Here is a 25,979-nt window from a genome sequence, read left to right as displayed (position 1 = left end):
TGCACAGTAACATGATGTGAACGAGTTTCACGGTTACTCGAACGGTTCTGGATCGCCTGAACCGACACGAACCACCACTGGATCATCGTCGCTAAAGTCAACTACCGTGGTTGGTTGCTCACCTAAATAACCGCCATTTAAAATCACATCAACGGCGTGCTCTAGGCGATCACGGATCTCTTCAGGATCAGATTCCGTTGTCTCGTTACCTGGCAGAATCAAAGACGTTGACATCAAAGGCTCGCCTAGTGCTTCCAAGAGATCGAGTGCAATCTTGTTGTCTGGAACACGAATACCAATAGTCTTTCTCTTCGAGTTCATTAGACGACGTGGCACCTCTTTCGTTCCCTTAAAGATGAACGTGTATGGGCCCGGCGTGTGAGCTTTTAATAGACGAAATGCCGTGTTATCAACACGTGCGTAAAGAGAAAGCTCAGAAAGATCACGACAAAGCAGCGTGAAGTTGTGCTTATCATCAATTTTACGAATCTGACAGATACGATCTAATGCTTGTTTGTTTTCAAGCTGACAGCCAAGAGCATAACCCGAGTCTGTTGGATAAACCACAACACCGCCATTACGGACAATAGCAACCGCTTGATTAATCAAACGAGCTTGCGGGTTATCTGGGTGTACATAAAAAAACTGACTCATTGTTTTTCCTCATTATCGAGTCTCTCGACTCTATCTTCAGAAGGAGCTTGTTCGTCTGATGATGTTTCAGATGACGAAAACGTTTGAAACTCCCAATCTTTCCATACTTCTTCGACTCCAGAAGGCAGCCAAAGATTGCGCCCTAACTCCATCCAAGGAGACGGGTAATGAAAATCACTGCCTTGAGAGGCTAATAGTTTGTATTGTATAGCATAATCGGCAAGAGTGCGTCTTTCTTGTTGCGCCTGTTGCGGTTGAGCCACTTCCATCGCATCACCGTTCGCCTCGACAAAAGCAGTCAATAGACGTTTCACCCATTTAGCGGTAAAGCCATAGCGCCCCGGGTGAGCAAGTACCGCTTGTCCGCCAGCTGCATGAATTGCCGTGACCGCATCACTCATGCTACACCACGTTGGTGGCACATAGCCTGGGTTATTGCGTGTTAAGAACTTCTTAAACACCTGCTGCATGGTTTTCGCGTAGCCATTATCCACTAGCCACTTGGCAAAATGCGCTCGGGTAATGGGAGCATCACCCGCGATCGCTTTCACTTCTTCTAACACACCCTCGCGCGTCGCTTTTTCCAGTCGTTGGGCAATCAGCTCTGCTCTGCCGATACGATGCTGTTTCTGCTGTTCAATTAACGTATTGAGCTCTGGTGATTGTGGGTCAACATTCAAACCAACAATGTGGATGTCTTTGTTCTGCCAAACGGTTGAGATTTCGATACCGTTAATCAATTGAATTGGCAGCTCATTATCAAGGATATAACGATGCGCCTCGTCAAGGGCATCAACTGTGTCATGATCGGTAATAGCCAGAACTTCAATATTGAAGCTCAACGCACGGTCAATCAGTTCAGGTGGTGTAAGTCGACCATCTGAAGCTGTGGTATGGCTATGTAGATCAATTCTCATATTTTCTATTCATTATTTTTTGTATTTAACACGATATTTGCTTTATTGGGCTTGACTTGCGAGCCATGAACTAGTTAACTAGTACACAAATACGAAGTACCTTTATTTATAGGCTCACTATGTTACAAGAATTTAACCGATACCATAAAGATAAAGTTTTAGAACTTTCTTCAGTAGAAGCAAGTTCAGAGCTGAATTGGTGGCGCACTTGGACAGGTTCTTGGTGGGCTAACGTGTACTTCTAATTAAACAGATTGTTTATAAAAAGTTTATCACTAAGCCCGCTTTCATAGCGGGCTTTTTAATTTGTCGGACATCTCACATTCAACTGACTAACAAATCAACGAATTGAACAGATTCTAGATTGGGCAAGCGGTATCTTTATGCGACTATGTACGGCAGGAAATTTAAAGAATCATAAAGGAGGTCTTGTGAACAAGGCCATTGAAATCAAAAAGCTGGGAACGATTGACGTTATCAATGCAACAGTTCCTTACTCGCAAGATCCAACAAGCGTGTTCCACACACTGTGTGAAAATAAAACAGACAGCTTGTTGCTAGAATCTGCTGAGATTGAGTCTAAACAAAACCTCACTAGCCTGCTGCTTATCGATTCTGCCGTACGTATCGTATGCGAAGGCCATCAGGTCACTTTCCAAGCTCTAACGGATAACGGTCAACACCTGATCGAACACCTAAGTGCGAACGTGAAATCAGACATTAAATCTGCATTAGAAGACAATGTAATGACTCTGAGCTTCACTCAACCAAGCATTAACTTAGACGAAGACTCTCGCCTAAGAGAAGCCTCTTCATTCGATGCACTTCGTTTAGTCCAGCACAGCTTTACACAAGACCCAGACAACAAGCACGCGCTCTTCATGGCGGGTCTATTTGCATACGACATCGTGGCAAACTTCGAGCCACTTGGCGATGCAGAAGCGACCAATAACTGCCCTGACTTTGTCTTCTACGTGGCTGAAACGCTACTTCGTTTTGACCATCAACAGAACGACGGTCTGCTTCACGCAAGCGTTTTCTCAGAAGATCAAACTATCAAAACTCGCCTGACTGAACGTTTAGCGGATATCCAAACTCAGTGCCAATCGTTAAAAGAGATTGCTGAAGTTACTCCTCTTGATGACGTTGAAGCTGTACCAAGTGTTTCCGACGAAGATTTTTGCCAGACGGTTCGTGACCTAAAAGAGTACGTGGTAAAAGGCGATGTATTCCAAGTGGTTCCTTCTCGTCGCTTTACTCTTCCTTGTCCTGCACCACTAGCAGCGTACAAAGAGCTAAAGCAGAGCAACCCAAGCCCTTACATGTTCTACATGCAAGATGAGCTGTTTACTCTGTTCGGTGCTTCACCAGAGAGTGCTCTGAAATACGAGAAAGAGACTAACCAAGTAGAAATCTACCCTATCGCCGGTACTCGCCGTCGTGGTAAGCGTCCGAATGGTCAGATCGACTTCGACCTAGATAGCCGCATTGAATTAGAGCTGCGCACCGATAAAAAAGAGAACGCTGAGCACATGATGCTGGTTGACCTAGCACGAAACGACGTTGCACGTATCTCTGAAGCAGGCACTCGCCACGTAGCGGACCTACTCAAAGTAGACCGTTACAGCCACGTAATGCACCTCGTTTCTCGCGTTGTGGGCCAACTTCGTGAAGACCTTGATGCTCTGCACGCTTACCAAGCTTGTATGAACATGGGCACGCTAACGGGCGCACCTAAGATTCGTGCGATGCAGCTAATTCGTGATGTTGAACAGACTCGTCGTGGCAGCTACGGCGGTGCAGTGGGCTACCTAACGGGTGAAGGCACGCTCGATACCTGTATCGTGATTCGTTCAGCGTATGTTGAAAACGGTATTGCTCAAGTCCAAGCTGGCGCAGGTGTGGTTTTCGATTCCGACCCACAAGCCGAAGCCGATGAAACACGCGGCAAAGCGCAAGCCGTCATCTCTGCGATTCAAGCAGCACATACTTCACCTAAGCAAACATCAAGTAAGCAGGAGTCTTAATCATGGCTGATATCGTATTTATTGATAACTTCGACTCGTTTACTTACAACCTTGTTGACCAGTTCCGTTCACTTGGCCACAACGTGAAGATCTACCGTAATAACATCCCTGCAGAAGCAGTAGAAGCAGCAATTAACGAGCTAGAAAACCCAGTTGCGTTGCTTTCTCCAGGCCCAGGTGCTCCTGCTGACGCCGGCTGTATGCCAGAGCTAATTCAACGCTTAAAAGGCAAAGTACCGATGATTGGTATTTGTCTTGGTCACCAAGCAATTGTTGAAGCATACGGCGGTAAGGTTGCAGGCGCTGGCGAAATCATTCATGGTAAGGTTTCGATGATGGAACACGACAATCACGCGACTTACCAAGGCTTGCCTTCTCCGCTTGCAATTGCGCGCTACCACTCTTTGGTTGCGACTCACGTACCGGAAAGCCTAACGATTACCGCTGAAGTCGATGATTTGGTGATGTCGGTTGTCCAAGAGCAAGACAAAGTGTGTGGTTTCCAATTCCACCCTGAATCCATCATGACAACATACGGTGCAACGCTATTGGCGAACGCTATTGAGTGGGCGTTAGAAAAGAACATAACTCTTGAGAAGAATGGAAAATAGGACACGATCATGGAACAGATTATTAATAAGCTTTACGACCAAAAGTCTCTTACTCAAGAAGAAAGCCAACAGCTTTTCGACATCATCATTAAAGGCGAACTTGATCCTATTTTGATGGCGTCAGTACTGACTGCACTAAAGATCAAAGGCGAAACACCTGAAGAGATTGCTGGTGCGGCGAAAGCACTGCTGGCAAACGCTAACCCTTTCCCACGCCCTGATTACGATTTTGCAGATATCGTAGGTACAGGTGGTGATGGTCATGACACAATTAACATCTCCACAACTTCAGCATTTGTTGCAGCCGCGTGTGGACTAAAAATTGCGAAACACGGTAACCGCAGCGTATCGAGCAAATCGGGTTCATCAGATCTTCTTGATAAGTTTGGTATCAACCTAGCAATGAGCGCAGAAGACACTCGCTCTGCCGTTGATAAACTTGGCGTTGCTTTCCTATTTGCACCGCAATACCACGGTGGTGTACGTCACGCGATGCCAGTACGTCAAACAATGAAAACTCGTACCATCTTTAACATCCTTGGTCCACTCATTAACCCTGCACGTCCTAACATCGAACTGATGGGTGTTTACAGCAAGGAGCTAGTGCGCCCTATCGCGGAAACCATGCTGCAAATGGGCATGAAGCGCGCAGCAGTGGTTCACGGCAGCGGTCTAGATGAAGTCGCCATTCACGGTGAAACCATCGTTGCAGAGATCAAAGATGGTCAGATACATGAATACACTGTATCTCCTGAAGATTTCGGTCTTAATCAGCATCCGCTAGAAGCAATTAAAGGCGGCACGCCAGACGAGAACAAAGCTATCACGACCAATATCCTAACAGGTAAAGGTACTGAAGCTCAGGCGGGTGCAGTAGCGGTTAACGTTGCTCTACTGATGCGTCTATTTGGTCATGAAGATCTAAAAGCCAACGCAGCGAAGGCAATGGAAGCGATGAACTCAGGCAAAGCGTATGAGCTTGTACAGCAACTTGCCGACCACGCATAACGAACGAGATTTGAGACTAGAAAGATGACACAGACAAACGAAAAGTTATCAACTCACGTTTCTGTAAAAGAAGCAGAAATGGCAGAAGTATTAGCAAAAATTGTTCGCGACAAGTATCAATGGGTTGAAGCGCGTAAACAGCAACAACCGCTAAATGAGTTCAAAGATGCGCTAACCGCATCAGACCGTAGCTTCTATGATGCATTAAGCCAAGAGCAAACCGTATTCATCACTGAGTGTAAAAAGGCGTCTCCTTCTAAAGGCTTGATTCGTGATGACTTCGACCTTGAATACATTGCATCGGTATACAACAACCATGCGAACGCGATTTCGGTACTGACTGACGAGAAGTACTTCCAAGGTGATTTCGAATTCTTACCTAAAGTACGCAGCATTGCTAAGCAACCAATCCTATGTAAAGACTTCATGGTCGATACTTATCAGGTTTACTTAGCTCGTCACTACTCGGCAGACGCTATCCTACTGATGCTATCTGTACTAAACGATGATGAGTACCGTGCTCTCGCTGAAGTTGCTCACTCGTTAGGCATGGGCGTGCTAACTGAGGTTAGTAACGAAGAAGAGCTGCACCGTGCTGTCGGATTAGACGCGAAAGTGATTGGCATCAACAACCGTAACCTTCGTGACCTAAGTACAGACCTGAACCGTACCAAAGAGCTAGCACCTCTGCTTCGTGAGTTAGCACCAAACGCAGTCGTGATATCAGAGTCTGGTATCTACACTCATCAGCAAGTGCGTGACTTAGCGACATTTGCAGACGGCTTCCTTATCGGTAGCTCATTGATGGCAGAAGAGAACCTAGAGCTTGCCGTTCGCAAAGTAACATTAGGTGAAAACAAAGTTTGTGGCTTAACTCACCCTGACGATGCAGCCAAGGCGTACCAAGCAGGCGCAGTATTCGGTGGCCTAATTTTTGTTGGGGCGTCTAAGCGTTGTGTTGACTTAGAGGCAGCACGCTTGACCATGAGCGGCGCTCCGCTTAAGTACATTGGCGTATTCCAAAACCATGACCAAGCTAGCGTTATCAATGCCGTGAAAGAGCTTGGTTTATACGGTGTTCAACTGCATGGTGACGAGTCACAGCAATACGTGACTGAACTAGCAAACCAGCTACCAGAACACGTAGAGATTTGGAAAGCTTACGGCGTTGAAGATTCGCTGCCTACGCTGTTAGAAAGCAATGTGTCTCGCCACCTGCTTGATGCAAAAGTAGGCTCCCAGACTGGTGGAACAGGTCAAGTCTTCGACTGGCAACTGATCAACGATCAGAGCTCTGTGATGTTAGCGGGTGGTTTGAACCCAGATAATGCACAGCAAGCGGCCGCATTAGGCTGTTTAGGGCTCGACCTTAACTCCGGTGTTGAGAGTGCTCCGGGTAAGAAAGATGCAGACAAACTCAACAGAGCGTTTGCTGCAATTCGCCAATACTGAGCGACTAGTCCAACTTAAGAACAGATGATTCACTGTAGATAGTCTACAGACCCTATTTCAGAGCATCGCAATGAGGTGCTCTACAAGATTAAAGACATTGGTATCCAGACATACCAAGCAAATTGAAGGAATAACACGATGGCTAAACTTGATGCCTACTTTGGTGAATACGGTGGTCAATACGTACCACAGATTCTAGTGCCAGCCCTAGAGCAACTGGAACAAGCGTTTATCGACGCTCAAGCGGATCCAGAATTCCGCAGTGAGTTCATGACACTACTTCAAGAGTACGCAGGTCGTCCAACGGCACTGACGCTAACTCGTAACCTAACGAAAGGCACTAAGACCAAGCTTTACCTAAAGCGTGAAGACTTACTGCACGGTGGCGCGCACAAAACCAACCAAGTGCTTGGTCAAGCTCTGCTTGCAAAGCGTATGGGTAAAGAAGAGATCATCGCTGAAACTGGCGCAGGTCAACACGGTGTGGCAACGGCTCTGGCTTGTGCGCTGCTTGGTCTTAAGTGTCGTGTATACATGGGTGCAAAAGACGTTGAGCGTCAAAGCCCGAACGTATTCCGCATGAAGCTAATGGGCGCAGAGGTTATCCCTGTGCACTCAGGTTCCGCAACGCTAAAAGATGCGTGTAACGAAGCGCTACGTGACTGGTCTGCAACATACGAAGACGCGCACTACCTACTGGGTACGGCAGCTGGTCCTCACCCGTTCCCAACCATCGTTCGTGATTTCCAACGCATGATTGGCGAAGAGACCAAGAACCAAATTCTAGCTCGTGAAGGTCGCCTACCTGACGCAGTTATCGCTTGTGTGGGTGGTGGTTCAAATGCAATCGGTATGTTTGCTGATTTCATCGAAGAAGAGAGTGTTCGCCTAATCGGTGTTGAGCCAGCGGGTAAAGGTATCGATACTGACCAGCACGGTGCACCGCTTAAGCATGGTAAAACAGGCATCTTCTTTGGTATGAAGGCGCCGCTAATGCAAGACCCTAATGGTCAGGTAGAAGAGTCTTACTCAGTATCAGCAGGTCTAGACTTCCCTTCTGTTGGTCCTCAACACGCACACCTTAATGCGATTGGCCGTGCAGAGTACGACAACGTCACCGATGATGAAGCTCTAGAGGCTTTCCAAGAGATCGCGCGCAACGAAGGTATCATCCCTGCACTTGAGTCTTCTCACGCACTAGCACACGCGTTGAAAATGGCTCGTGAGAACCCAGAGAAAGAACAACTATTGGTTGTAAACCTATCAGGTCGTGGTGACAAAGACATCTTCACCGTACACGCCATCTTAGAAGAAAAAGGAGCTATCTAATGAACCGTTATGAGAAGATGTTTGCACGCCTAAACGAGAAAAACCAAGGCGCATTTGTACCGTTCGTAACGGTTTGCGATCCAAACGCAGAGCAGTCTTACAAGATCATGGAAACCCTAGTTGAAGCTGGTGCCGATGCACTAGAGCTGGGTATTCCATTCTCTGATCCGCTAGCAGATGGCCCAACTATCCAAGGAGCCAACATTCGTGCTCTAGATTCAGGCGCAACTCCTGATATCTGTTTTGAGCAGATTGGTAAGATTCGCGCGAAATACCCAGAGCTACCGATTGGCCTTCTAATGTATGCCAACCTTGTGTACTCACGCGGTATTGAAGACTTCTACGAGCGCTGTTCAAAAGCTGGCATTGATTCTGTTCTGATTGCTGACGTTCCAACTAACGAGAGCGCAGAGTTTGTTGCGGCTGCTGAGAAGTTCGGTATCCATCCAATCTTCATCGCACCACCAACGGCAAGCGATGAAACATTGAAGCAAGTGGCGGAGCTCGGTGGTGGTTACACTTACCTACTTTCTCGTGCCGGTGTAACGGGCGCAGAGACAAAAGCAAACATGCCTGTCGGACACATGCTTGATCGTCTAAACCAATTCAACGCACCACCAGCGCTACTAGGTTTTGGTATTTCGGCACCTGAACAAGTGAAAGAAGCCATTGAAGCAGGCGCTGCGGGCGCGATTTCTGGCTCTGCTGTGGTAAAAATCATCGAACAAAATATAGAGCAACCACAGATCATGCTTGATAAGCTGGCTGACTTTATTGCACCAATGAAAGCGGCTACGCAAAAGTAACATAACACGCTCTCTGGCCGCTTGCTTTAAGGCCAGAGGGTGTTATTTTTAACGAGCAAAATCACCCTGCTATTAACCACTTGTTAACAACCTCAAAATCCTTTCCCCTTTCAGCGCAATAATACAAAGCAAATACTCATACTAAAAATTTATAGAATGTCATAATAAGGCAACAAGCAAACGTTTGCTTTTGTGCAAAATCTAATCACAATCACTTTCTACGCCTATTTTTAGTTGTATTTCGCCTTTGCTCATATTGATAAATGTAACAGATACGTGTAAAACTCATCGCGAAATATTTATCCAATTGTACGAAGTACATTGGCATGTAGTTCTAGGAATTTTACATTTTGTAGCACAGAGGTAACGGAAGTGTTAAAAGAAAAGAGTTTACTAGGTAATATCGGCATTCAAGTCGTTATTGCTATGATCGTGGGTACTGTAGTCGGTGCCATGATGGGTGAGAGCGCAACTATGTTTGCTCCTCTAGGCGCGATCTTCATCAATTTGATCAAGATGCTGGTTATACCATTAGTAGCCGTTGCACTGATCTCTGGTGCAGCAGGCTTAGGCAATAGCTCATCAGCAGGAAAAGTAGGTATCACTACTTTAGGTTACTTTGCACTGACTTCTGCACTGGCTGTTGCCCTTGCATTGATCATGGGTGAAGTATTCGAACCAGGACGCGGTATCGACGTTTCTGGTGTTGAAGGTATGTTCTCATCTGAGTATGCATCGAAAGGCGAACTTCCAACTTTCTGGGCGACCATCACAGGTATGATCCCAACCAACGTTTTCCAGTCTTTAAACGAAGCAAACATCCTTCAGATTCTAGTATTCTGCCTGTTCTTTGGTATCGCAATCTCTAAGCAAGCGAAAGAGAAACGCGAGCCAATCATCAATGGTGTAAATGCTATCGTTGACGCTATGGTATGGATGATCAACAAAGTTATGATCATCGCTCCTCTTGGCGTATTTGGTCTGATGGCTGAAGCGGTAGGTACGTTCGGTTTTGGCGCACTAATGGTTGTGTTCAAACTGTTTGTTGTTTACGTAGCTGCAATCCTAGTGTTCGGCTTCGTTGCGTACCCACTGATGATTCAAATCTTCACAAAGACATCAGCGAAGAAATTCCTGACAGCAATGAAGAAACCTCAAGCGGTTGCACTTTCAACAGCGTCGTCAATGGCAACACTACCCGTAACTATGGATACGGTAGAGAACGAGCTAGGTGTTCGTAACTCAACGGCATCATTCGTTCTGCCTCTGGGTGCAACAATCAACATGTCTGGTAACGCGATTTACTACGGCCTAGTGGCTATCTTCTTCGCACAGCTATTCAACATTGACCTATCAATGGGCGCGTACATCGCTATCATCGTAACATCAACTCTTGGTGCTGTAGGTCAAGCGGGTGTTCCAGGTCCATCATTCCTAGTTGTAGCCGTTCTACTAGCAGCGGGTATTCCAATCGAAGGTCTACCACTACTGTTCGCTCTAGACCGTATCTTCGACATGATTCGTACAGCTCTGAACATCACTGGTGATGCAGCGTGTGCGGTTATTGTTGACTCTCTAATCAAGGATGAAGAGAAAGAAGCTGAGCTACAAAAACAGCAAGCGTAGCCTTGTTGTTAATTTTAGACGAGAATATAAAACCGCCTTTATATAGGCGGTCAGACTGCTGACAAAGGTCTAGCTTTCAAGCTAGACCTTTGATCTAATAGGGGTATCGAAATATGGATATCTCACTATGCTTCAAGAGCCTTCACCTCAACAATATGAACTCGAAATGGTCACCATGGAACAGCTCGTTCCTCAGAACCATTTAGTTCGTAAGATAGATAAAGCCATCGACTTCGAGTTTATCCGTAATGAAGTCGCTCACCTCTACTGTAAAGACAACGGTCGCCCACCTGTTGACCCTGTACGCCTGTTTAAAATCATCCTGCTTGGTTACCTCTTCGGAATAAAAAGCGAGCGACAACTCGTGAAAGAGATTGAAGTCAATGTCGCTTATCGATGGTTCCTGCGTATGTCACTGACAGAGAAAGTTATCCATGCATCGACACTCAGCCAAAACCGTATTCGCCGCTTTAATGGTACCGATGTGTTTGAGCGTATCTTTATCAATATCGTAGAGCAGGCAATGGCGAAAGGTTTGGTCGCAGGCCAAGAACTATTTACTGACAGCACGCACCTAAAAGCCAATGCCAACAAAAATAAGCACACGAACAAAGTGACTAAGGTTCGCGCCAGTGCTTATCTTGATATGCTCGATGAAGATGTCGCGCTAGACCGAGAGAAAGAGGGTAAGAAACCTCTAAAGTCACGTACCGCTGAGCCTAAAACTAAGAGCACCAAAACGAGTACTACCGACCCGGAAAGTGGCTTCATGACTCGAGATAATAAGCCCCAAGGCTTCTTCTATCTCGACCACCGTACAGTGGATGGACAGCATGGCATTATCTTAGATACCCATGTCACAGCAGGTAATATCAATGACTCTCAACCTTATGTGAAGCGTCTGGACTATACCCTAGAGCAATTTAACCTTAATCCAATCGCCGTTGGACTCGACGCGGGCTACTTCACTGCGCCAGTCGCTGAGTCATTAGAGCGTCGAAATATCTTAGGCGTGTTCGGTTATCGCAGACCATCGAGAACAAAGAATGCGTTCAAGAAAAAGCACTTCATCTACAATGGAGAGCGAGACAGTTACCGCTGCCCTAACGGTCAAGAGCTCATCTATAAAACAACGTCTAGAGATGCGTATCGTGAGTATCACTCCGACCCGAAAGAGTGTGCGTTCTGTCCAATGAGAGATGACTGTACGCAAAGTAAAAATATAAAGAAAGTCATTACAAGACATATCTATACGGACGCGATGGATAGAGCCAACCAAATGCGGCTCTCACCTTATGGAAAAAAGACGTATAGGCGAAGAAGTGAGACGGTAGAGCGGAGCTTCGCCGACGCTAAGCAGCACCATGGTCACCGTTATGCCCGCTTCCGCGGGCTCTCGAAAGTGCAAATGCAATGTTGGTTGGCAGCTGCCGCTCAAAACATCAAGAAGATAGCCTTGGTGGTGAGCTATTTACAAAAAATAGGGCTAAATATGTCCCAAATACGTCAAATTATGGCGTCTAGATGCCAATTTAAGTGTTGGGCTCTTCCAAACTTCGCATAATAAAAAAATATCGCGATCGCGGCCTACGGCCGCTCGAAAAAGAGAACCCCACTTCAAAAAGTGGGGTTCGTCAGCAATCTGACCGCCTTTATATAGGCGGTTTTTTTTGGTCATTCTTTTTCAAGTCAATAAGCCCTGAACTTAAAGGCATTAATTAATTAATCCAAAAGCACGAGGAAGAGCCAGACTAATTGCGGGTATAAAAGTAATAGCCAATAAGGTAACGATTAATACGGCACAAAACGGCAGAATACTTCTTATTACATTCTCAATTTTCGAGCCACTAACACTACAACCTACAAATAACGCAGTACCAACGGGTGGAGTTGCAATACCAATACATAAGTTGAAGATGATCATCATCGCAAAGTGAATAGGATGCATACCTAAATGTTCAGCAATCGGCATAAAAATAGGGGTAAAAATCAATACAGCTGGCGTCAGATCCATAAACATACCCACAATCAGCAGAATCAGATTCATCAGAATAAAGATGATAATCGGATTATTTGAAATAGAGAGCATCCAATCACTGATCATTGTCGGTAGCCCTGTAAAAGCCATAGCCCATGACATAATAGTAGAAGCACCAATCAAGAACAGCATAATACCAGTAACCTGAACGGTTTCTCTACAAATTACCGGGAAGTGTGCCCACTTGAGGGTTCGGTAACAGAGTGACAATACAAAAGAATACAGTACCGCTATACACGCCCCTTCTGTTGCGGTGAACACACCTCCAATAATACCGCCGATAACAACGACAATAAGTCCTAAGCTCGGTGTTGCTTGCCAAACAACATTCAGAACATCTCTTGTTGTGAAGCCGTCATTCGCACTTGTTTTATAGCCTTTCTTTTTAGCGATGAAATAGGCTACGACCATACAACTTAAGCCCATTAAAATACCTGGGACATAACCTGCGATAAATAGTGCAGCTACGGATGTCCCACCCGATACCACTGAAAACACGATCAGTGAATTACTCGGTGGTATCAATAAACCCGCGGGGCAAGATGCCACGTTCACCGCCGTTGCTACGTTTTTATCATAGCCATCTTTTTCTAATTCAGGGCCTAAGGTTTTACCTACAGCAGCCGCTGCTGCAACGGCTGATCCTGAAACTGCGCCAAACATCATATTTGCAAATATGTTCACGTGAAAAAGTGACCCAGGGATCCAACCAACTAAAAGCTTTGCAAGGTTGATTAGTCGACTCGCGATGCCACCCACATTCATTATATTTCCAGCAAGAATAAAGAAAGGGATAGCTAATAAACTGAAACTATCGATACCGGTAATTATTTTTTGACCCGCAGTGATACTTGCAACTTCAAACGGTAAAATAAAATACATGATCGTTAAAGATGACATAGCAATTGCAATTGCAATCGGCATGCTTATCGCGATCATTAATAAGAAGAGGCCTAGCAGCCAAACACCAATGGACAAATCCATAATATAAAGTCCTTTTATAACTTACTTTTTATTAGGTTCACAAAAAAGATCCAACGTATTCATGATCAAATAGATGAGGATAATAACGGCTGAAATCGGCAGTATTGAATAAACCTCCGACATCGGTAGTTGCAATGCTGGAGATAATTGCTGTGTCGTCCTTCCCATTAGTGCAATGCCACCTTTAAGCATTGCAAGAGAAACAAATGCGCCTGAAATTATATTAATGAGTATATGTAATGCTATGTGTGCCTTACCCTTAAGAGCTCCATCCAATAGTGTTATTGCTAAGTGGCCTTTGGTGCCAAACAAGTAGCTTGCTCCTAGTAGGCCAAGCCACACCATCGCATAACGAGCAAGTTCATCAGTCCAATTACTTGGGTCGTTCAAAACATATCGACTAAAAACCTGCCAAGTAACGGTAACAACGAGTAGCATTAGTGCAAAAGAAGAGACAATAAGAATCAATCTATCAAGTAAGTTTCTGAAAGTGGCTAACATTGTGTGATACCTCAAAAAATTTTGCCTTAGAAAAACCAAGGCAAAATTATATTTTCACTAAGACGGGTTAAAGAGCTTCAATTTTTTCAATGAATGAAGCTAATTTAGGATCTTTTTTCGCATCATCAATCATTGGTTTCACAGCCGCGCGGAACGGTGCTTTGTCAACATTGACAAACGTTACGCCTGCTTTCATACCTTTCTCTTTGTTCATGTCATCTGTTGCGTCCCAGATTTTAATCTGCTCTTCAAGAGATTCAGCTGCTGCTTCTTTTAAGATTTTTTGCTCTTGCGGCGTGAGTGATCCCCATTTGTATTCCGAAATAATGATTACATCAGGGGTCATCATGTGTTGATCCATGGAATAAAACTTAGCAACCTCACTGTGTTTCATCTCAACCAAGCTAGAAATATTATTTTCAGCACCATCAATAACACCTTGTTGCAGTGCCGTGTATACCTCATTGAAAGGTACAGGTGTAGCTTTACCACCTAACAAATTGACCATTTCCATCATTGTAGGAGAGCCAGGAACTCGAACTTTCATACCGGCTAGATCATCTGGAGAGTTAATCGCTTTTTTAGCGTAGAAGCTACGTGTACCTGAATCATAAAATGTGAGGCCAATAAAGCCCTTCCCCTGGCTTGAAAGCAGCATTTCTTGCGCCGCTTCACTTCGCATGAACGTCCTCATATGTTGAACATCACGGAATAGGAATGGCAGTGCATTCACTTTAAACGTCGGTTCAAAAGATTCGGCTAGTCCGCCATTGATTTTTGCCATGTCAATCGCGCCAGTAACAACCTGCTCAGCTTGGTCACGCTCAGATCCAAGCTGACCGTTTGGAAAAATCTTAATAGTCAGTTCTCCATTCGATTTTTCTTTGACTTTATCAGCCATTATCACCATGCCTTGATGAGCAGCGCTTTCTAATGACATCGCATGTCCTAGGGTTAACGTTTTGGCTTGAGATCCAAATGCCAAGAGAACTGATGCCGCAGCAATCGTTAGTAGGTGTTTTTTCATGTTCTTCTCCAGAATCCATTTTAGTAAGAGGTACAGTTGTCTATGTCACGTTAAAGCCGGGCTTGAAATCTAAAAATCCATCGCACACTACTCGCCCTTGTAACGTTTCATTACAACATTTTTACCCTGACAAATTTGTATTACAATAACATTTGTATATTTTGTGAGATAAGTTTTATATGTGAGTCTTATGTTTTATTTGATTGTGATATCAATCATATTTGTCACTAATTAAGCCATTAAATGGCCAGTGCCACGGCATTTTTGAAATTTAATTTATTTTGAGAACAAGTTGTTAAGCCAAAATTAATTTATTTTTTTGTGCTATTTTAATACTTTAATGTGAATACAAATGCGTGAACTAGGAAGGATTAACCGATTGAAAACTCGTCGTATCAACTATGACTGGAGAATAGATCGTGGGAAAGCTTTAGATACAAAGATGAACAAACTGGTATGAAGAACGTTGATAGAATCACTAGATAGAATTTATTTGTAACAAAAACCCGAAAGCCTCATTGCTCTCGGATTTTTTTAGTAATTTAGTTTTAGGCGCTAGGCAAAATTACAAATCACTGCCATAGATATCAAAAGAGAAGTACTTCGCCGCAATTTTATCGTAAGTGCCGTTCGCTCGAATCTCTTCGATGGCATTATTGAACTGCTCCGCTAATTTTGAGTCTTGTTTTCTTAACGCCAGTGCTGTGCCTTCACCGATATACGCTTTGTCAGTTACCGCTTTGCCTTTGAATTCAAAACCCTCTCCTTCAGCCTTATCTAAGAACGCGAGAGACAGCTGATCTGAATTACCAAAGGTGACGTCTAAACGGCCATTCTGAAGATCAAGGTAGACTTCATCTTGACCAGTGTAGCGCTTGATGGTGGCGACACTGCCAAACTTGTCCGTCACATAGCGGTCGTGAATAGTTCCTTGTTGTACACCGATGGTTTTACCCGATAAACCCTCTTGATCGATCTCAAATGTTGCACTTTTAGCGGCAACGAATACTGCTGGGGTTTGATAGTATTTATTGGTAAACAAGATCTTACGCTTGCGCTCTTCAGTAATACGCATCGACGCCATGATCACATCTGACTTTCTCGCCAGTAAGCTTGGAATAAGGGAGTCCCAACTTTGCGATACCCAAGTACAGTCCAGTTTCGCTTGCTCACATAAGGCATCGGCTATTTCAATATCGAAGCCAACCGGTACACCTTCACTATTTTTGTAGTTAAAAGGTGGATAGGTAAAATCTGACGCCAAGCGAATCTCTTTCGCCTGTACAGAAGTACCAAGTAAAGCGGCCGCGCAAGTAAATCCTAGTAGTATCTTTTTCATCATTGCCATCCTAGATATGATCTTTATCAAGTTGAAATTGAGGTTCTTTATTCTGGGCTTGTTGTTTCTGATGCAGCTCTTTCTGATAGTGGCTTAGTGACGCTATCACTTCATCCATGCTCTCTTGGCTGCCAATACTGATGCGTACACAGTGACGCAACGAAGGTTCATGATGTTGATTCCTTGTCACAATGCCCTTTTTTGCCAACACGCTAAACAGTTGGTGTTCCGGCTTGTGCTTTAACAACACAAAGTTGGTTGACGACGGATAAACCTGTTCAATGAAATCAAACTGTGCCAATTGAACTGCAAAGCGGTTACGAACTTGAATCAGATCTAATGTCGCGTCTTGCATTACAGAAATACGCTCGTCAGACAGTGCCTCCAATACGATTTGCGAAGAACAATCAGGCATTGGGTATGGCGGAATCAGTTTTACTACATACTGCATCACGTTAGGGCTCGCTAACAGAAATCCGCAGCGTACTGCAGCCAATCCAAATGCCTTAGACAAGGTACGAATTACGACTAGATGTGGGTAGCGCTCAATCAGGTTTACAGCCGATGTCTGCGGTTCGAACTCAATATACGCTTCATCGACAACCACCAGCGACTTACCTTGAGTACCCTCAAGCACTTCAACCAAATCTGGTTTAGGAATCACATTACCAGTTGGGTTGTTGGGAGAGCAGAGGAAAACGATATTAGCTAGTTCCGCTTTCTCTATCACATCGGCAGTATCTAAACTGAAATCTTGCTTGAGCGGCGAATCTAACGTTTCGATCGCCAACGCATCAGCGCAAAACTCATACATTGCGTAGGTTGGAGAACAAATCAGTATCTTATCTTGAGCGGGTTCACAGAAGGTTCTGACTAACAGATCAATCGCCTCATCTGCACCACGCACCGCAACCGTCTCAGCATCTGTTCCACAATATGCTTGATACGCCTTCGCTATATCTTGCGGCAAAAAATCTGGGTAGCGGTTGTACCCAACTTCTTCCGGAAACAGTGGGCTCTCTAGTTCGTTTGCGTTTAACCAAACGCGACCATCACCACCGATTCTTCTCGCCGATTGGTAAGGTATTAATTTTTTTACTGCCTGTGGCACTAAGCTATCGATAAAAGATATCAAGAGGCGATCCTTTCCATTTAATCAGAATGTTATCACCATCGCGTTCATATTCAATTTATGAGAGATATACACATATTGAATCATAAATGATGATTAAGTATTTACATTCAAACAGAACACTATTGATAATTGAATCGAAATAATTACATAATAGCCATGATAAAAAGTCATAGGTAAATATATGAATCATACACTACCTTCAACCAAAACTTTACTTGCGTTTCTCTCTACCGCACGGCACTTAAATTTTACCCGTGCCGCACATGAACTCAACGTCACGCAAGGCGCTGTTAGCCGCCAGATCTTGGCGTTTGAAGATAGCTTAGGGTGTGATCTTTTTTATCGTCATGCTCGTGGTCTGTCGTTAACGCCAAAAGGCGAAGAGCTCGTTCCGCTTATTCAAGCAACCATTCAGCACCTGCAATCCGCGCTTAATCAAGTGTCAAGCTCTCCCTCAAAGATCAAGCTTAATGCCCCAAGTTGTATCACCTCTTGGCTACTCCCCAAACTGATGTCATTTCAACAGGCTTTTCCTGAGATTGATGTGGAACTCACTTCCACCATCAAACACGTCTTTGAGCCAAGTTTTGACCCATTTGACGCGGTAATTATCTATGGTAAGAAGCCAAATCAACACTCAATCGTGAGCCAACTATTGTTCAACGAACAACTGGCTCCGGTATGCCAATCGCAGATTATTGTTAAAGATCACCTAGCGGACATTAGCTCGAGCATTATCAAGCCACACAAGCTTTCCCACTACACTTGGCTACACGCTAACAATGAGCAGAGTGATTGGCGATTGTGGTTAGAGCATATCGGTAGTAATGAACTTTCAAGCAAAAATAACCAGCAATTCGCAACGCTCGATCAAGCCATGAACGCAGCGATTCAAGGTTTTGGTATCGCCATTGGTGACATTACGCTTGCGAAGCAAGACATCGATTTGGGTCGATTAGTGAAAGTGAGTGAAGGCAGTGTCTTTTCAGGAAATGGTTACTTCCTACTACAACCAAAGAATCGCCAAAATACCTCACTCTCAGCTCTGGTCGATTGGTTAGTGGATTGAGCTTGATCAGATAAGAACAGATGGTGAAATTTGTCAAAATGAGAATCGAGATATTCTCAAATTGATGTGCAAAATTACCTCTCAAATTAATACGATTCTTCGCGCTACACGTATTGCTTTTGTGAAAGCAGGCGAAGCAATCTTTTAACTGAATGAAAATATGAAACAAATCATTCTTTCAAGTTAAAAAGATCCATCCTCGACATGAAAATGGCATTCGAATTGCTTTGTCATAGATAACCCAACCAATATCAAGCAGGTTGCACTTTTATCTTATTGTGACTTGCAGCGGAGGATAGGCTATGACCTTACAAAGACACACATATTACGGCTTAATTCACCACGGGATTAAAACACTACTCATGGATCGCATTGGCCACTTCACAGAGCGTGAATATCACGAATATCTGGATCTTACGACGGGCAAATCAACATGCTTCATGATGAGCGAAGAAGAGCTCGAACAGACACTAGACAACCTAAGAAGTGAAGGTTACTTGGAAGACATCAAACAACTTATTCCACGTTATCAAACTGCATGTACACGATAACAACTTCACTCAATCAAACATTTCATTTTCATGTGCTTCGAGCTATTTTGCATCGGAGCACTTTTAGCTAGACTGAAAGGAACAATCTCAACTGGATGTTCGGTCTAACATGAAGCAAATTATCGACTTTGTCCCGCTTATCATCTTCTTTGCTCTGTATAAGATGTATGACATCTACACCGCGACCGGCGCGCTAATCGCAGCTACAGCCATTCAAATTGCACTCACCTACCTCCTCTACAGAAAAGTCGAGAAGATGCAGCTCATTACCTTTGCGATGGTTGCAATATTCGGTGGTATGACGATATTTCTGCATGACGATAACTTTATTAAATGGAAGGTCACCATTGTCTACGCGCTATTCGCCATTGGTTTAACGGTGAGCCAACTAATAGGCAAACCGGTAATAAAGGGTATGCTTGGGAAAGAGATTTCTTTGCCTGACTCTGTATGGCGCAATATTAGCTGGGTGTGGACGCTGTTTTTCGTGTTGTGTGCGATTTTAAATGTCTATGTTGCTTTCAACTTATCACTCGATGTATGGGTGAATTTCAAAGTATTTGGTCTATTGATCGCGACCATTACATTGACTTTATTGACCGGTTTATACATCTACAAAAATTTGCCTGACGACAAACAACAATATTCTGAGAAAAATCGAGACAAGGAGTAATGGTCGAATGAGATCTCAATCTCATTTTTTGTTACAATCTTGCACATTATTTCGTTCACAGTGGTCATTAGGATAAACGCTGGCCACTGACTTATTGATGTTTTGGGAATCCCTTATAATGAGTCACACTTCTGATGCGCCAAAAGGCCAACTTCTTCTTCGCACTCTTGCTATGCCTGCCGACACCAACGCCAATGGCGACGTGTTCGGTGGATGGATCATGTCTCAGCTTGATTTAGCTGGCGGCATTCTAGCGAAAGAAATCTCATGCGGTCGCATCGTAACGGTATCGGTTTCGAGCATCACGTTCAAAAAACCAGTCAAGGTGGGAGACGTGGTATGTGTTTATGGCGAATGTACCAAGATCGGTCGCACTTCAATGAGCATCGATTTGGCGGTTTGGGTTAAACCCGTTCGTGACCACGGTATCGAAGACCGCTTTATGGTCTGTGACGCAACCTTTAACTATGTTGCTATTGATTCTGACGGCAAACCTCGCGCTATCGCGAAATAATTCAACCACCTCATAACCAATCAATTTAGGGTCTTTAGAACGTTTTCTATGCAGCTTTTAAAGACCCAGCCTCTTCGACGCGCATCAATTCACACTTTCTTCTTTTCCCCTCTTCCAAATAGGATTAGTTCGCGTAAATTAGCTACATAGCTCATCGAGCCTCTTTTTTTGTGAAGTATAAATAAGGATATACCAATATGTGGTACGTGATTTTCTCTCAAGACGTCGAAAACTCATTGGAAAAGCGCTTAAGCGTTCGCCCTCAACATCTAGAGCGCCTACAAACACTTCACGATGAAGGCCGTTTATTGACTGCTGGCCCAATGCCTGCAATCGACTCAGATAACCCAGGTGAAGCTGGTTTTACTGGCTCAACGGTTATTGCAGAGTTTAATTCACTAGAAGAAGCGCAAGCTTGGGCCGACGCAGACCCATATATTGAAGCTGGTGTTTATGCTAACGTGATTGTAAAACCATTTAAGAAAGTATTTTAACGTGAAGAAGTGGATTATCGGATCACTGGCTGCGCTCGTCCTTGCGGGTTGTAGTTCAAGTGACCAAGACAAACAACGTCAATTAGAAATGATGGCGCAACACCGAGCTGGTGTGCTTTCAGCAGGCCTGCCTATCGAATATGGCCCATTGAAAATAATGCGTGTCTTGGCAAAGAACACCGTGATTGAAATCATGATGATCTACAACCAAGATGCTCAGGGAGCAAAGCCGCTCAATCAAGTGCTGAAAAGCAGTGTCAATAGCTACTGTACAAGCTCAGACGTACGAGCAAACCTAGATATGGGCTTAGTGTACAACATCAAGATTCGCAATACGCGCGGTCAGTTGATGGTAGAACAGCCGATCAGCAAGCAAACCTGCCAAAGCGGTAGCTGATTCGAGATTCGAGATTCGAGATTCGAGCAAAATTAGGAGTGAAAGCCTCGCGAGTGCGAGGCTTTTTTGTGCAAGTAAGGTCTCAGATACAAAGCCTTATCCAAGCTTTACGTACCTTAAACTGTTTCGGTTTGCCACTCTTTGCGCAGCGTTTTAGTTGCTGAAACAAGATTGGCTAATGCCGCTTCGGTTTCTTCCCAATTGCGAGTTTTAAGGCCGCAGTCTGGGTTTGCCCATAAGCGTTCTGCTGGGATCTTCTCTGCTGCTTTCTTAAGCAAGCCCACAATCCACTCCTCTGAAGGAATGTTTGGTGAGTGGATATCATACACACCAGGGCCAATCTCATTCGGGTAATTGAACTCTTCAAACGCTTTCAGCAATTCCATGTTTGAGCGAGAGGTTTCGATGGTAATAACATCTGCATCCAGTGCTGCCACTGACTCGATGATCTCATTAAATTCGCTGTAACACATGTGGGTGTGAATTTGTGTTTCTGGCTTCGCGCTTCCAGCAGAAACTTTAAACGCATCAACAGCCCACTCTAAATACTCCGCATGATCGGCTTTCTTCAAAGGCAACCCTTCACGAATTGCCGGTTCATCAATCTGAATAATGTTAATGCCGGCATCTTGTAGATCGGACACCTCGTCACGCAGTGCAAACGCTAATTGGTTTGCGATCTCTTTGCGGGAGATGTCTTCACGAGGGAAAGTCCAACACAAGATTGTCACCGGCCCCGTAAGCATGCCTTTCATCTGCTTAGAAGTCAGCGACTGGGCGTAAGTCGACCACTCAACAGTGACGGGTTTTTCTCGCTCAATATCAGCAACAACGATCGCTGGTTTCACGCAGCGAGAGCCGTAACTTTGAACCCATCCAAACTTGGTTGTTTGGAAACCAGCTAAGTTCTCAGCAAAGTACTCCACCATGTCATTACGTTCCGCTTCCCCATGAACAAGCACATCAAGATCGAGTGCCTCTTGACGTTTGACCGCGTCTGCAATGTGCCCTTTCAATGCTTGTTTGTACTCGCTTTCATTCAATTTTCCTGCGCGATACGCACTGCGTTGAACTCGGATTTCGCCAGTTTGCGGGAAAGAACCTATGGTTGTTGTCGGCAACAACGGTAAGCCCAATACTTCAGCTTGGTGAGCCGCTCGCTCTGCATAAGGAGCGCTTCGCTCACCAATCGCTTTCGTTAGTGTTTTCAATCTCGCCTGAACATGTGGCTTGTTTACATGAGCCGCTTGCTTACGAGCCTCAATCGGCAAACTGTAAGTCTCACAAGCTAATATCGCTTTCTGATCACCATCTAGCGCAGCACCGAGTAAGCTCACTTCTGCAACTTTCTGCTTGGCGAATGCGAACCAACTCTTCACCTCTTCCGTTAAGGTTTCTTCTAGCTCTAAATCGACCGGGCTGTGCAGTAGAGAACAAGAACTTGCCACCCACAGTCTTTCTCCCAAAGATTCTTTGATAGGTAGAAGCGACGCCAGTAGCGTAGCCAAATCAGCGCGCCATACATTGCGACCATTAATAACACCTGCAGAAAGAACCCAATCTTGAGGCAGTTTTTCAACCACGTCATTCAACTGTCGAGGAGCAGCAGCCAAGTCAATATGTAGTCCGTTTACCGGAAGGTCGATAATCTTATCTAGCGTATCGTTCACGGAATCAAAGTAGGTGGTTAGTAGTAGCTTTACATCGCCCTGAATCACTTGGTACGCAAGCTTGAATGATTCTGCCCATTTGGTTTCTAGCTCCAAGGCAAGAATCGGTTCATCGATCTGTACCCACTCCACGCCCAGCTTCGCTAACTTCGCCAAGATTCCCTGATAGGCAGTTAGCAAACGAGGCAGTAAGCTTAGACGATCAAACCCTTCTTCCACTTCCTTACCTAGGTAGAGGTAGGACAACGGCCCTAATAATACTGGTTTCACTTTATGACCCGCTTTGATCGCTTGATTGACTTCGTCAAACAGTTGCGGCCAGCTCACCTCAAAAGAATCATCCTTGCTGAATTCAGGCACAATGTAATGGTAATTGGTGTTAAACCACTTGGTCATGTCTGATGCCGCGGCGCCATCTTGGTCATGGTTATGATTTGAGCCACAGCAACTGCTCTGAGATTGGCCGCGACCAACACGGAACAGTGTATCCAAATCAGGGAACCCTTGGTTGTGACGCTTTGGCACATGTCCGAGAAGTAACGTAGTAGAAAGAACATGATCGTACCAAGCGAAATCGCCAGCCGTGACAAAGCTTAGATTGGCGTCTGATTGAACTTGCCAGTTACGCTCACGCAACTGACTACCGACGGCTCTTAGCTCCGTTTGATCGATTTCCCCACGCCAATACTTTTCTAAAGCGAATTTGAGTTCTCGTTTTTCGCCAATACGTGGGTAGCCTAAAATATGAGTCGTTGTTGTCATGAGCCTATTCCTTAATCACTATTTTTTAATCCGGTCAGACGCTGAATAATTTTTTAAAAGGCGTCTGGATGGCTAAACTATCTCGCCAAATGTGTTTGTGAACAATCTCCAAATATTCAACTTGTTTATTAGAAAACCTCATGTTGATGAATTCACATATGAGAAAACCGAAAACAATTAGACGTCTAGATGTTTACACATCCACAAAAACGACGTAGGGTAGTTATTAAGAAATATTGAACATCAGCTTAGGAACTATGAGGGTTACTCATGATAGAGCTCAAACATCTGCGAACATTGACCACACTGCGTGATAGTGGTTCTTTGACCGCAACCGCGACATCACTACACCTGACTCAATCTGCCTTGTCGCATCAATTAAAAGATCTTGAGGCTCGCGTGGGTGGGCAACTTTTTCTGCGTAAAACTCGCCCAGTTAAATTCACTTCTGAGGGAAAGATACTGCTAAGACTAGCGGATGAAATATTGCCAAAACTGGCGAAGGCAGAGAATGAACTGGCTAGCCTCAAAGAAGATGTGAACGGGCGACTTCATATGGCGATTGAGTGCCACTCCTGTTTTCAATGGTTGATGCCAGCACTCAAAGAGTACCAAGTGACTTGGCCAAGCGTGACTCTCGATTTCTCCTCTGGCTTTGGGTTCGAGCCTTTACCGGCTTTGATGGCAGGAGAACTTGATCTAGTGATCACCTCGGATATCCAACCGAGATCCGAAGTTCACTATGAACCCCTGTTTGATTTTGAGATGAGATTGATCACGGCAATTCAATCTCCTCTCGCAGAAAAAGAGACGATTCTACCTGAAGACTTGGCCGAGCTGACGATGCTCTCCTATCCGGTTCAGAAACAACGCCTTGATGTAGTAAAACACTTTCTTCAGCCGGCTGGAGTCGAACCTAAGAAGTGGAAACAGGCCGACAACACCTTGATGTTGGTGCAAATGGTCTCAGCTGGGTTAGGTGTAGCGGCACTGCCCAACTGGGCAATCAGTGAATTTTCAAGGCAAGGATTGGTCGCGAGTAAGCCGTTAGGCAAAGGGTTGTCTCGCCGCCTATTTGCCGCAGTCAGAAACTCAGATAGAAACAAACGCTACTTACAAGCCTTCTTCAGCACTGCAAGACAACAAAGTAAGAGTCACCTAGATGGAATCAAAGTCGTCTAACTTTGTTAAGTTTGTTTTCGATACAAAGTGCCGTTTTAAAAGCAAAGCCACAGACTGAGCATCTGTGGCTTTCATTTGTAACGATTAAACAATTTAAACTGTTCCCCTCTGCTACGCAGTTATCTGGGATAAGATTTAAATTGATTGGTCAATGGATCGTACTGGTAGCCGAGCATATCCAACTTACCGACCACGCTTTCAATATCCATTTCATACATACTGACAAGCTCTTCAAAACTATCACATTCAAGACGCAATTTTTCGTTGACGATTCCCAATAAAATAATGCTATCTAGGCTTTTGACGTTGCTTAAATCCATCTCGTACTCCTTACGAACACATCGATTGATTTAAGTTTAGAACGACAATAGTCAATCCGCTTATTAACAGATCACATTTCTCATTCAATCAAAGAGCAGTTTGCAATTTTATAAAGTTCCCAAATTGCTTTAGTGCCTGAATTACTATAGCGCTATAGTGCCCAGATTGGCTCTAAGCCCACAACCGACGCGATCAGCATCAGCAGAGCTACCGCAAGCTGGATTTTTTCAGGTGTTTTCGCAAATAACAGATGCCAACACCAAACCACAATCGAAGAGATCAACAAAGCAAAGCTGAACAGTAATGACGGCACCATAGGTTCCAATACTTCTTCAGAAAGCGAATAGACACCCAACACAGTAGTCAGTACCACCAGCATACCGCTCAAGATACCAGCAACCGGCAAGATACGATGAAATGCCTGAAGGCGTGTTCGCGCAATCGTCAACAGGAGATGAGAGAAGGCGCTACCTAGTAGAACGGTCAAAAGCAGAGAGGAAATTAAGCCAACTAATGTGGCCTTTTCGCTCGCTTGAATACCCACATAGGAGAGTGCCAAGCCACAAGCCAGATACATTACCCAGATAGGGCCTGCATCACGAGTCTTCTTAGTTTGAACTTGGGAGAAGAAATAGAAGATGGCAAATACCACTAAGAAAGCTTCGACCTTAAGTGATGCAACCGCCAACCAAAGTACACCAATAGCCGGCAATACCTTATGAATACGACCGCGCTGGCCTGGGCAGATGTCACCTTTCACTAAGATCAGCGTCAGGACAAGTTGTGCACCCAGCAACATAGGCGCGAATTGAAGTAATACAGATTCGATCATTGGGATCTACTTATATGGACTTATTTTGGCAGAATGATATCAAAAACTGCTTGGAACACT

At 44.6% G+C, this 25,979-nt stretch carries 26 protein-coding genes and 1 other annotated feature; of the genes, 16 read left to right on the top strand and 10 right to left on the bottom strand.

Annotated features, from left to right (window positions below; translation table 11 throughout):
- Positions 1 to 33: 33 nt before the first annotated feature.
- Entirely contained in the window at positions 34 to 654 is a 621-nt protein-coding gene (locus tag AC6I7V_RS05580) for an L-threonylcarbamoyladenylate synthase (RefSeq protein ID WP_032549308.1), read from the bottom strand.
- The gene (rnm, locus tag AC6I7V_RS05575) at positions 651 to 1,571 is read right to left on the bottom strand and encodes an RNase RNM (RefSeq protein WP_255230930.1); all 921 of its coding nucleotides are present in this window, start codon (positions 1,569 to 1,571) and stop codon (positions 651 to 653) included. The genes AC6I7V_RS05580 and rnm overlap by 4 nt, the downstream gene beginning before the upstream one ends.
- Before the next feature lie 119 nt (positions 1,572 to 1,690).
- On the opposite strand from rnm, the gene trpL2 reads away from it, so the two are divergent.
- From trpL2 to AC6I7V_RS05530, 9 genes are all read left to right on the top strand, one after another.
- Positions 1,691 to 1,816 carry a tryptophan operon leader peptide gene (trpL2, locus tag AC6I7V_RS05570; RefSeq protein WP_255230931.1) on the top strand — a complete coding sequence of 42 codons (126 nt, stop codon included), beginning with the start codon at positions 1,691 to 1,693 and terminating at the stop codon, positions 1,814 to 1,816.
- Positions 1,763 to 1,877 (top strand) — a sequence feature (Trp leader region). (Overlaps the previous gene by 54 nt.)
- A gap of 125 nt (positions 1,878 to 2,002) precedes the next feature.
- On the top strand, positions 2,003 to 3,598 hold the full coding sequence (locus tag AC6I7V_RS05565; RefSeq protein ID WP_498011506.1) for an anthranilate synthase component 1: 1,596 nt from the start codon (positions 2,003 to 2,005) through the stop codon (positions 3,596 to 3,598).
- Between the two features lie 2 nt (positions 3,599 to 3,600).
- The gene (locus tag AC6I7V_RS05560; RefSeq protein WP_408694163.1) at positions 3,601 to 4,209 is read left to right on the top strand and encodes an aminodeoxychorismate/anthranilate synthase component II; all 609 of its coding nucleotides are present in this window, start codon (positions 3,601 to 3,603) and stop codon (positions 4,207 to 4,209) included.
- 9 nt (positions 4,210 to 4,218) lie between these two features.
- Positions 4,219 to 5,217, top strand: coding sequence for an anthranilate phosphoribosyltransferase (gene trpD / locus AC6I7V_RS05555; protein ID WP_255230934.1), 999 nt, complete (start codon positions 4,219 to 4,221; stop codon positions 5,215 to 5,217).
- A 24-nt stretch (positions 5,218 to 5,241) separates the two neighbouring features.
- On the top strand, positions 5,242 to 6,669 hold the full coding sequence (trpCF, locus tag AC6I7V_RS05550; RefSeq protein ID WP_498011505.1) for a bifunctional indole-3-glycerol-phosphate synthase TrpC/phosphoribosylanthranilate isomerase TrpF: 1,428 nt from the start codon (positions 5,242 to 5,244) through the stop codon (positions 6,667 to 6,669).
- A 138-nt stretch (positions 6,670 to 6,807) separates the two neighbouring features.
- Positions 6,808 to 7,998: a tryptophan synthase subunit beta gene (gene trpB / locus AC6I7V_RS05545; RefSeq protein WP_498011504.1), complete on the top strand. Its 1,191-nt coding sequence runs from the start codon at positions 6,808 to 6,810 to the stop codon at positions 7,996 to 7,998.
- A complete protein-coding gene (gene trpA, locus AC6I7V_RS05540; RefSeq protein WP_255230936.1) occupies positions 7,998 to 8,804 on the top strand; it encodes a tryptophan synthase subunit alpha in 807 nt (268 codons plus the stop codon). The genes trpB and trpA overlap by 1 nt, the downstream gene beginning before the upstream one ends.
- Before the next feature lie 426 nt (positions 8,805 to 9,230).
- Entirely contained in the window at positions 9,231 to 10,430 is a 1,200-nt protein-coding gene (locus AC6I7V_RS05535; RefSeq protein ID WP_253895403.1) for a dicarboxylate/amino acid:cation symporter, read from the top strand.
- A 127-nt stretch (positions 10,431 to 10,557) separates the two neighbouring features.
- Positions 10,558 to 11,994, top strand: coding sequence for an IS1182 family transposase (locus tag AC6I7V_RS05530; protein ID WP_498010782.1), 1,437 nt, complete (start codon positions 10,558 to 10,560; stop codon positions 11,992 to 11,994).
- 150 nt (positions 11,995 to 12,144) lie between these two features.
- Here AC6I7V_RS05530 and AC6I7V_RS05525 read toward each other — a convergent pair whose 3' ends face one another.
- The 5 genes from AC6I7V_RS05525 to hisC all read right to left on the bottom strand — a co-directional run bounded on the left by AC6I7V_RS05525 (position 12,145) and on the right by hisC (position 17,454).
- Positions 12,145 to 13,452, bottom strand: a complete 1,308-nt coding sequence (locus AC6I7V_RS05525) for a TRAP transporter large permease (RefSeq protein ID WP_498011503.1) — start codon at positions 13,450 to 13,452, stop codon at positions 12,145 to 12,147.
- A gap of 21 nt (positions 13,453 to 13,473) precedes the next feature.
- On the bottom strand, positions 13,474 to 13,953 hold the full coding sequence (locus AC6I7V_RS05520) for a TRAP transporter small permease (protein WP_255230939.1): 480 nt from the start codon (positions 13,951 to 13,953) through the stop codon (positions 13,474 to 13,476).
- A 67-nt stretch (positions 13,954 to 14,020) separates the two neighbouring features.
- Complete coding sequence (locus AC6I7V_RS05515) at positions 14,021 to 14,980, bottom strand: TRAP transporter substrate-binding protein (protein WP_498011502.1); 960 nt, start codon at positions 14,978 to 14,980, stop codon at positions 14,021 to 14,023.
- Between the two features lie 565 nt (positions 14,981 to 15,545).
- Positions 15,546 to 16,319, bottom strand: coding sequence for an ABC transporter substrate-binding protein (locus AC6I7V_RS05510; protein ID WP_498011501.1), 774 nt, complete (start codon positions 16,317 to 16,319; stop codon positions 15,546 to 15,548).
- 10 nt (positions 16,320 to 16,329) lie between these two features.
- Entirely contained in the window at positions 16,330 to 17,454 is a 1,125-nt protein-coding gene (gene hisC / locus AC6I7V_RS05505) for a histidinol-phosphate transaminase (protein ID WP_498011500.1), read from the bottom strand.
- A gap of 181 nt (positions 17,455 to 17,635) precedes the next feature.
- Between hisC and AC6I7V_RS05500 the strand changes: the two genes are divergently transcribed.
- The 6 genes from AC6I7V_RS05500 (at position 17,636) to AC6I7V_RS05475 (ending at position 21,152) form a co-directional block, all read left to right on the top strand.
- Positions 17,636 to 18,523: a LysR substrate-binding domain-containing protein gene (locus AC6I7V_RS05500; RefSeq protein WP_255230942.1), complete on the top strand. Its 888-nt coding sequence runs from the start codon at positions 17,636 to 17,638 to the stop codon at positions 18,521 to 18,523.
- A gap of 302 nt (positions 18,524 to 18,825) precedes the next feature.
- Positions 18,826 to 19,074 carry a hypothetical protein gene (locus AC6I7V_RS05495; RefSeq protein WP_255230943.1) on the top strand — a complete coding sequence of 83 codons (249 nt, stop codon included), beginning with the start codon at positions 18,826 to 18,828 and terminating at the stop codon, positions 19,072 to 19,074.
- 109 nt (positions 19,075 to 19,183) lie between these two features.
- Entirely contained in the window at positions 19,184 to 19,747 is a 564-nt protein-coding gene (locus AC6I7V_RS05490; RefSeq protein WP_255230944.1) for a septation protein A, read from the top strand.
- A 118-nt stretch (positions 19,748 to 19,865) separates the two neighbouring features.
- Positions 19,866 to 20,261 carry an acyl-CoA thioester hydrolase YciA gene (gene yciA / locus AC6I7V_RS05485; protein ID WP_255230945.1) on the top strand — a complete coding sequence of 132 codons (396 nt, stop codon included), beginning with the start codon at positions 19,866 to 19,868 and terminating at the stop codon, positions 20,259 to 20,261.
- A gap of 197 nt (positions 20,262 to 20,458) precedes the next feature.
- Positions 20,459 to 20,755, top strand: a complete 297-nt coding sequence (locus AC6I7V_RS05480; protein ID WP_032549334.1) for a YciI family protein — start codon at positions 20,459 to 20,461, stop codon at positions 20,753 to 20,755.
- Between the two features lies 1 nt (position 20,756).
- Entirely contained in the window at positions 20,757 to 21,152 is a 396-nt protein-coding gene (locus tag AC6I7V_RS05475) for a GspS/AspS pilotin family protein (RefSeq protein WP_255230946.1), read from the top strand.
- A gap of 116 nt (positions 21,153 to 21,268) precedes the next feature.
- Here the strand turns inward: AC6I7V_RS05475 and metE are convergent, their stop codons facing one another.
- Positions 21,269 to 23,584, bottom strand: coding sequence for a 5-methyltetrahydropteroyltriglutamate--homocysteine S-methyltransferase (gene metE, locus AC6I7V_RS05470; RefSeq protein ID WP_498011499.1), 2,316 nt, complete (start codon positions 23,582 to 23,584; stop codon positions 21,269 to 21,271).
- A gap of 270 nt (positions 23,585 to 23,854) precedes the next feature.
- On the opposite strand from metE, the gene AC6I7V_RS05465 reads away from it, so the two are divergent.
- Positions 23,855 to 24,766 (top strand): LysR substrate-binding domain-containing protein, encoded by a 912-nt coding sequence (locus AC6I7V_RS05465; protein ID WP_498011498.1) that lies wholly within the window; start codon positions 23,855 to 23,857, stop codon positions 24,764 to 24,766.
- Between the two features lie 119 nt (positions 24,767 to 24,885).
- Here AC6I7V_RS05465 and AC6I7V_RS05460 read toward each other — a convergent pair whose 3' ends face one another.
- Together AC6I7V_RS05460 and AC6I7V_RS05455 are read right to left on the bottom strand one after the other, a co-directional pair.
- Positions 24,886 to 25,086 carry a DUF4250 domain-containing protein gene (locus AC6I7V_RS05460; RefSeq protein ID WP_150871959.1) on the bottom strand — a complete coding sequence of 67 codons (201 nt, stop codon included), beginning with the start codon at positions 25,084 to 25,086 and terminating at the stop codon, positions 24,886 to 24,888.
- A 152-nt stretch (positions 25,087 to 25,238) separates the two neighbouring features.
- Positions 25,239 to 25,919 (bottom strand): HI_1241 family integral membrane domain, encoded by a 681-nt coding sequence (locus AC6I7V_RS05455; protein WP_261882917.1) that lies wholly within the window; start codon positions 25,917 to 25,919, stop codon positions 25,239 to 25,241.
- Between the last annotated feature and the right edge of the window lie 60 nt (positions 25,920 to 25,979).

The sequence above is a fragment of the Vibrio sp. KUL70 genome, from assembly GCF_059725515.1.
The sequence above is the reverse complement of the archived record's forward strand: the minus strand, read 5'-3'. Positions and strand labels throughout refer to the sequence as shown.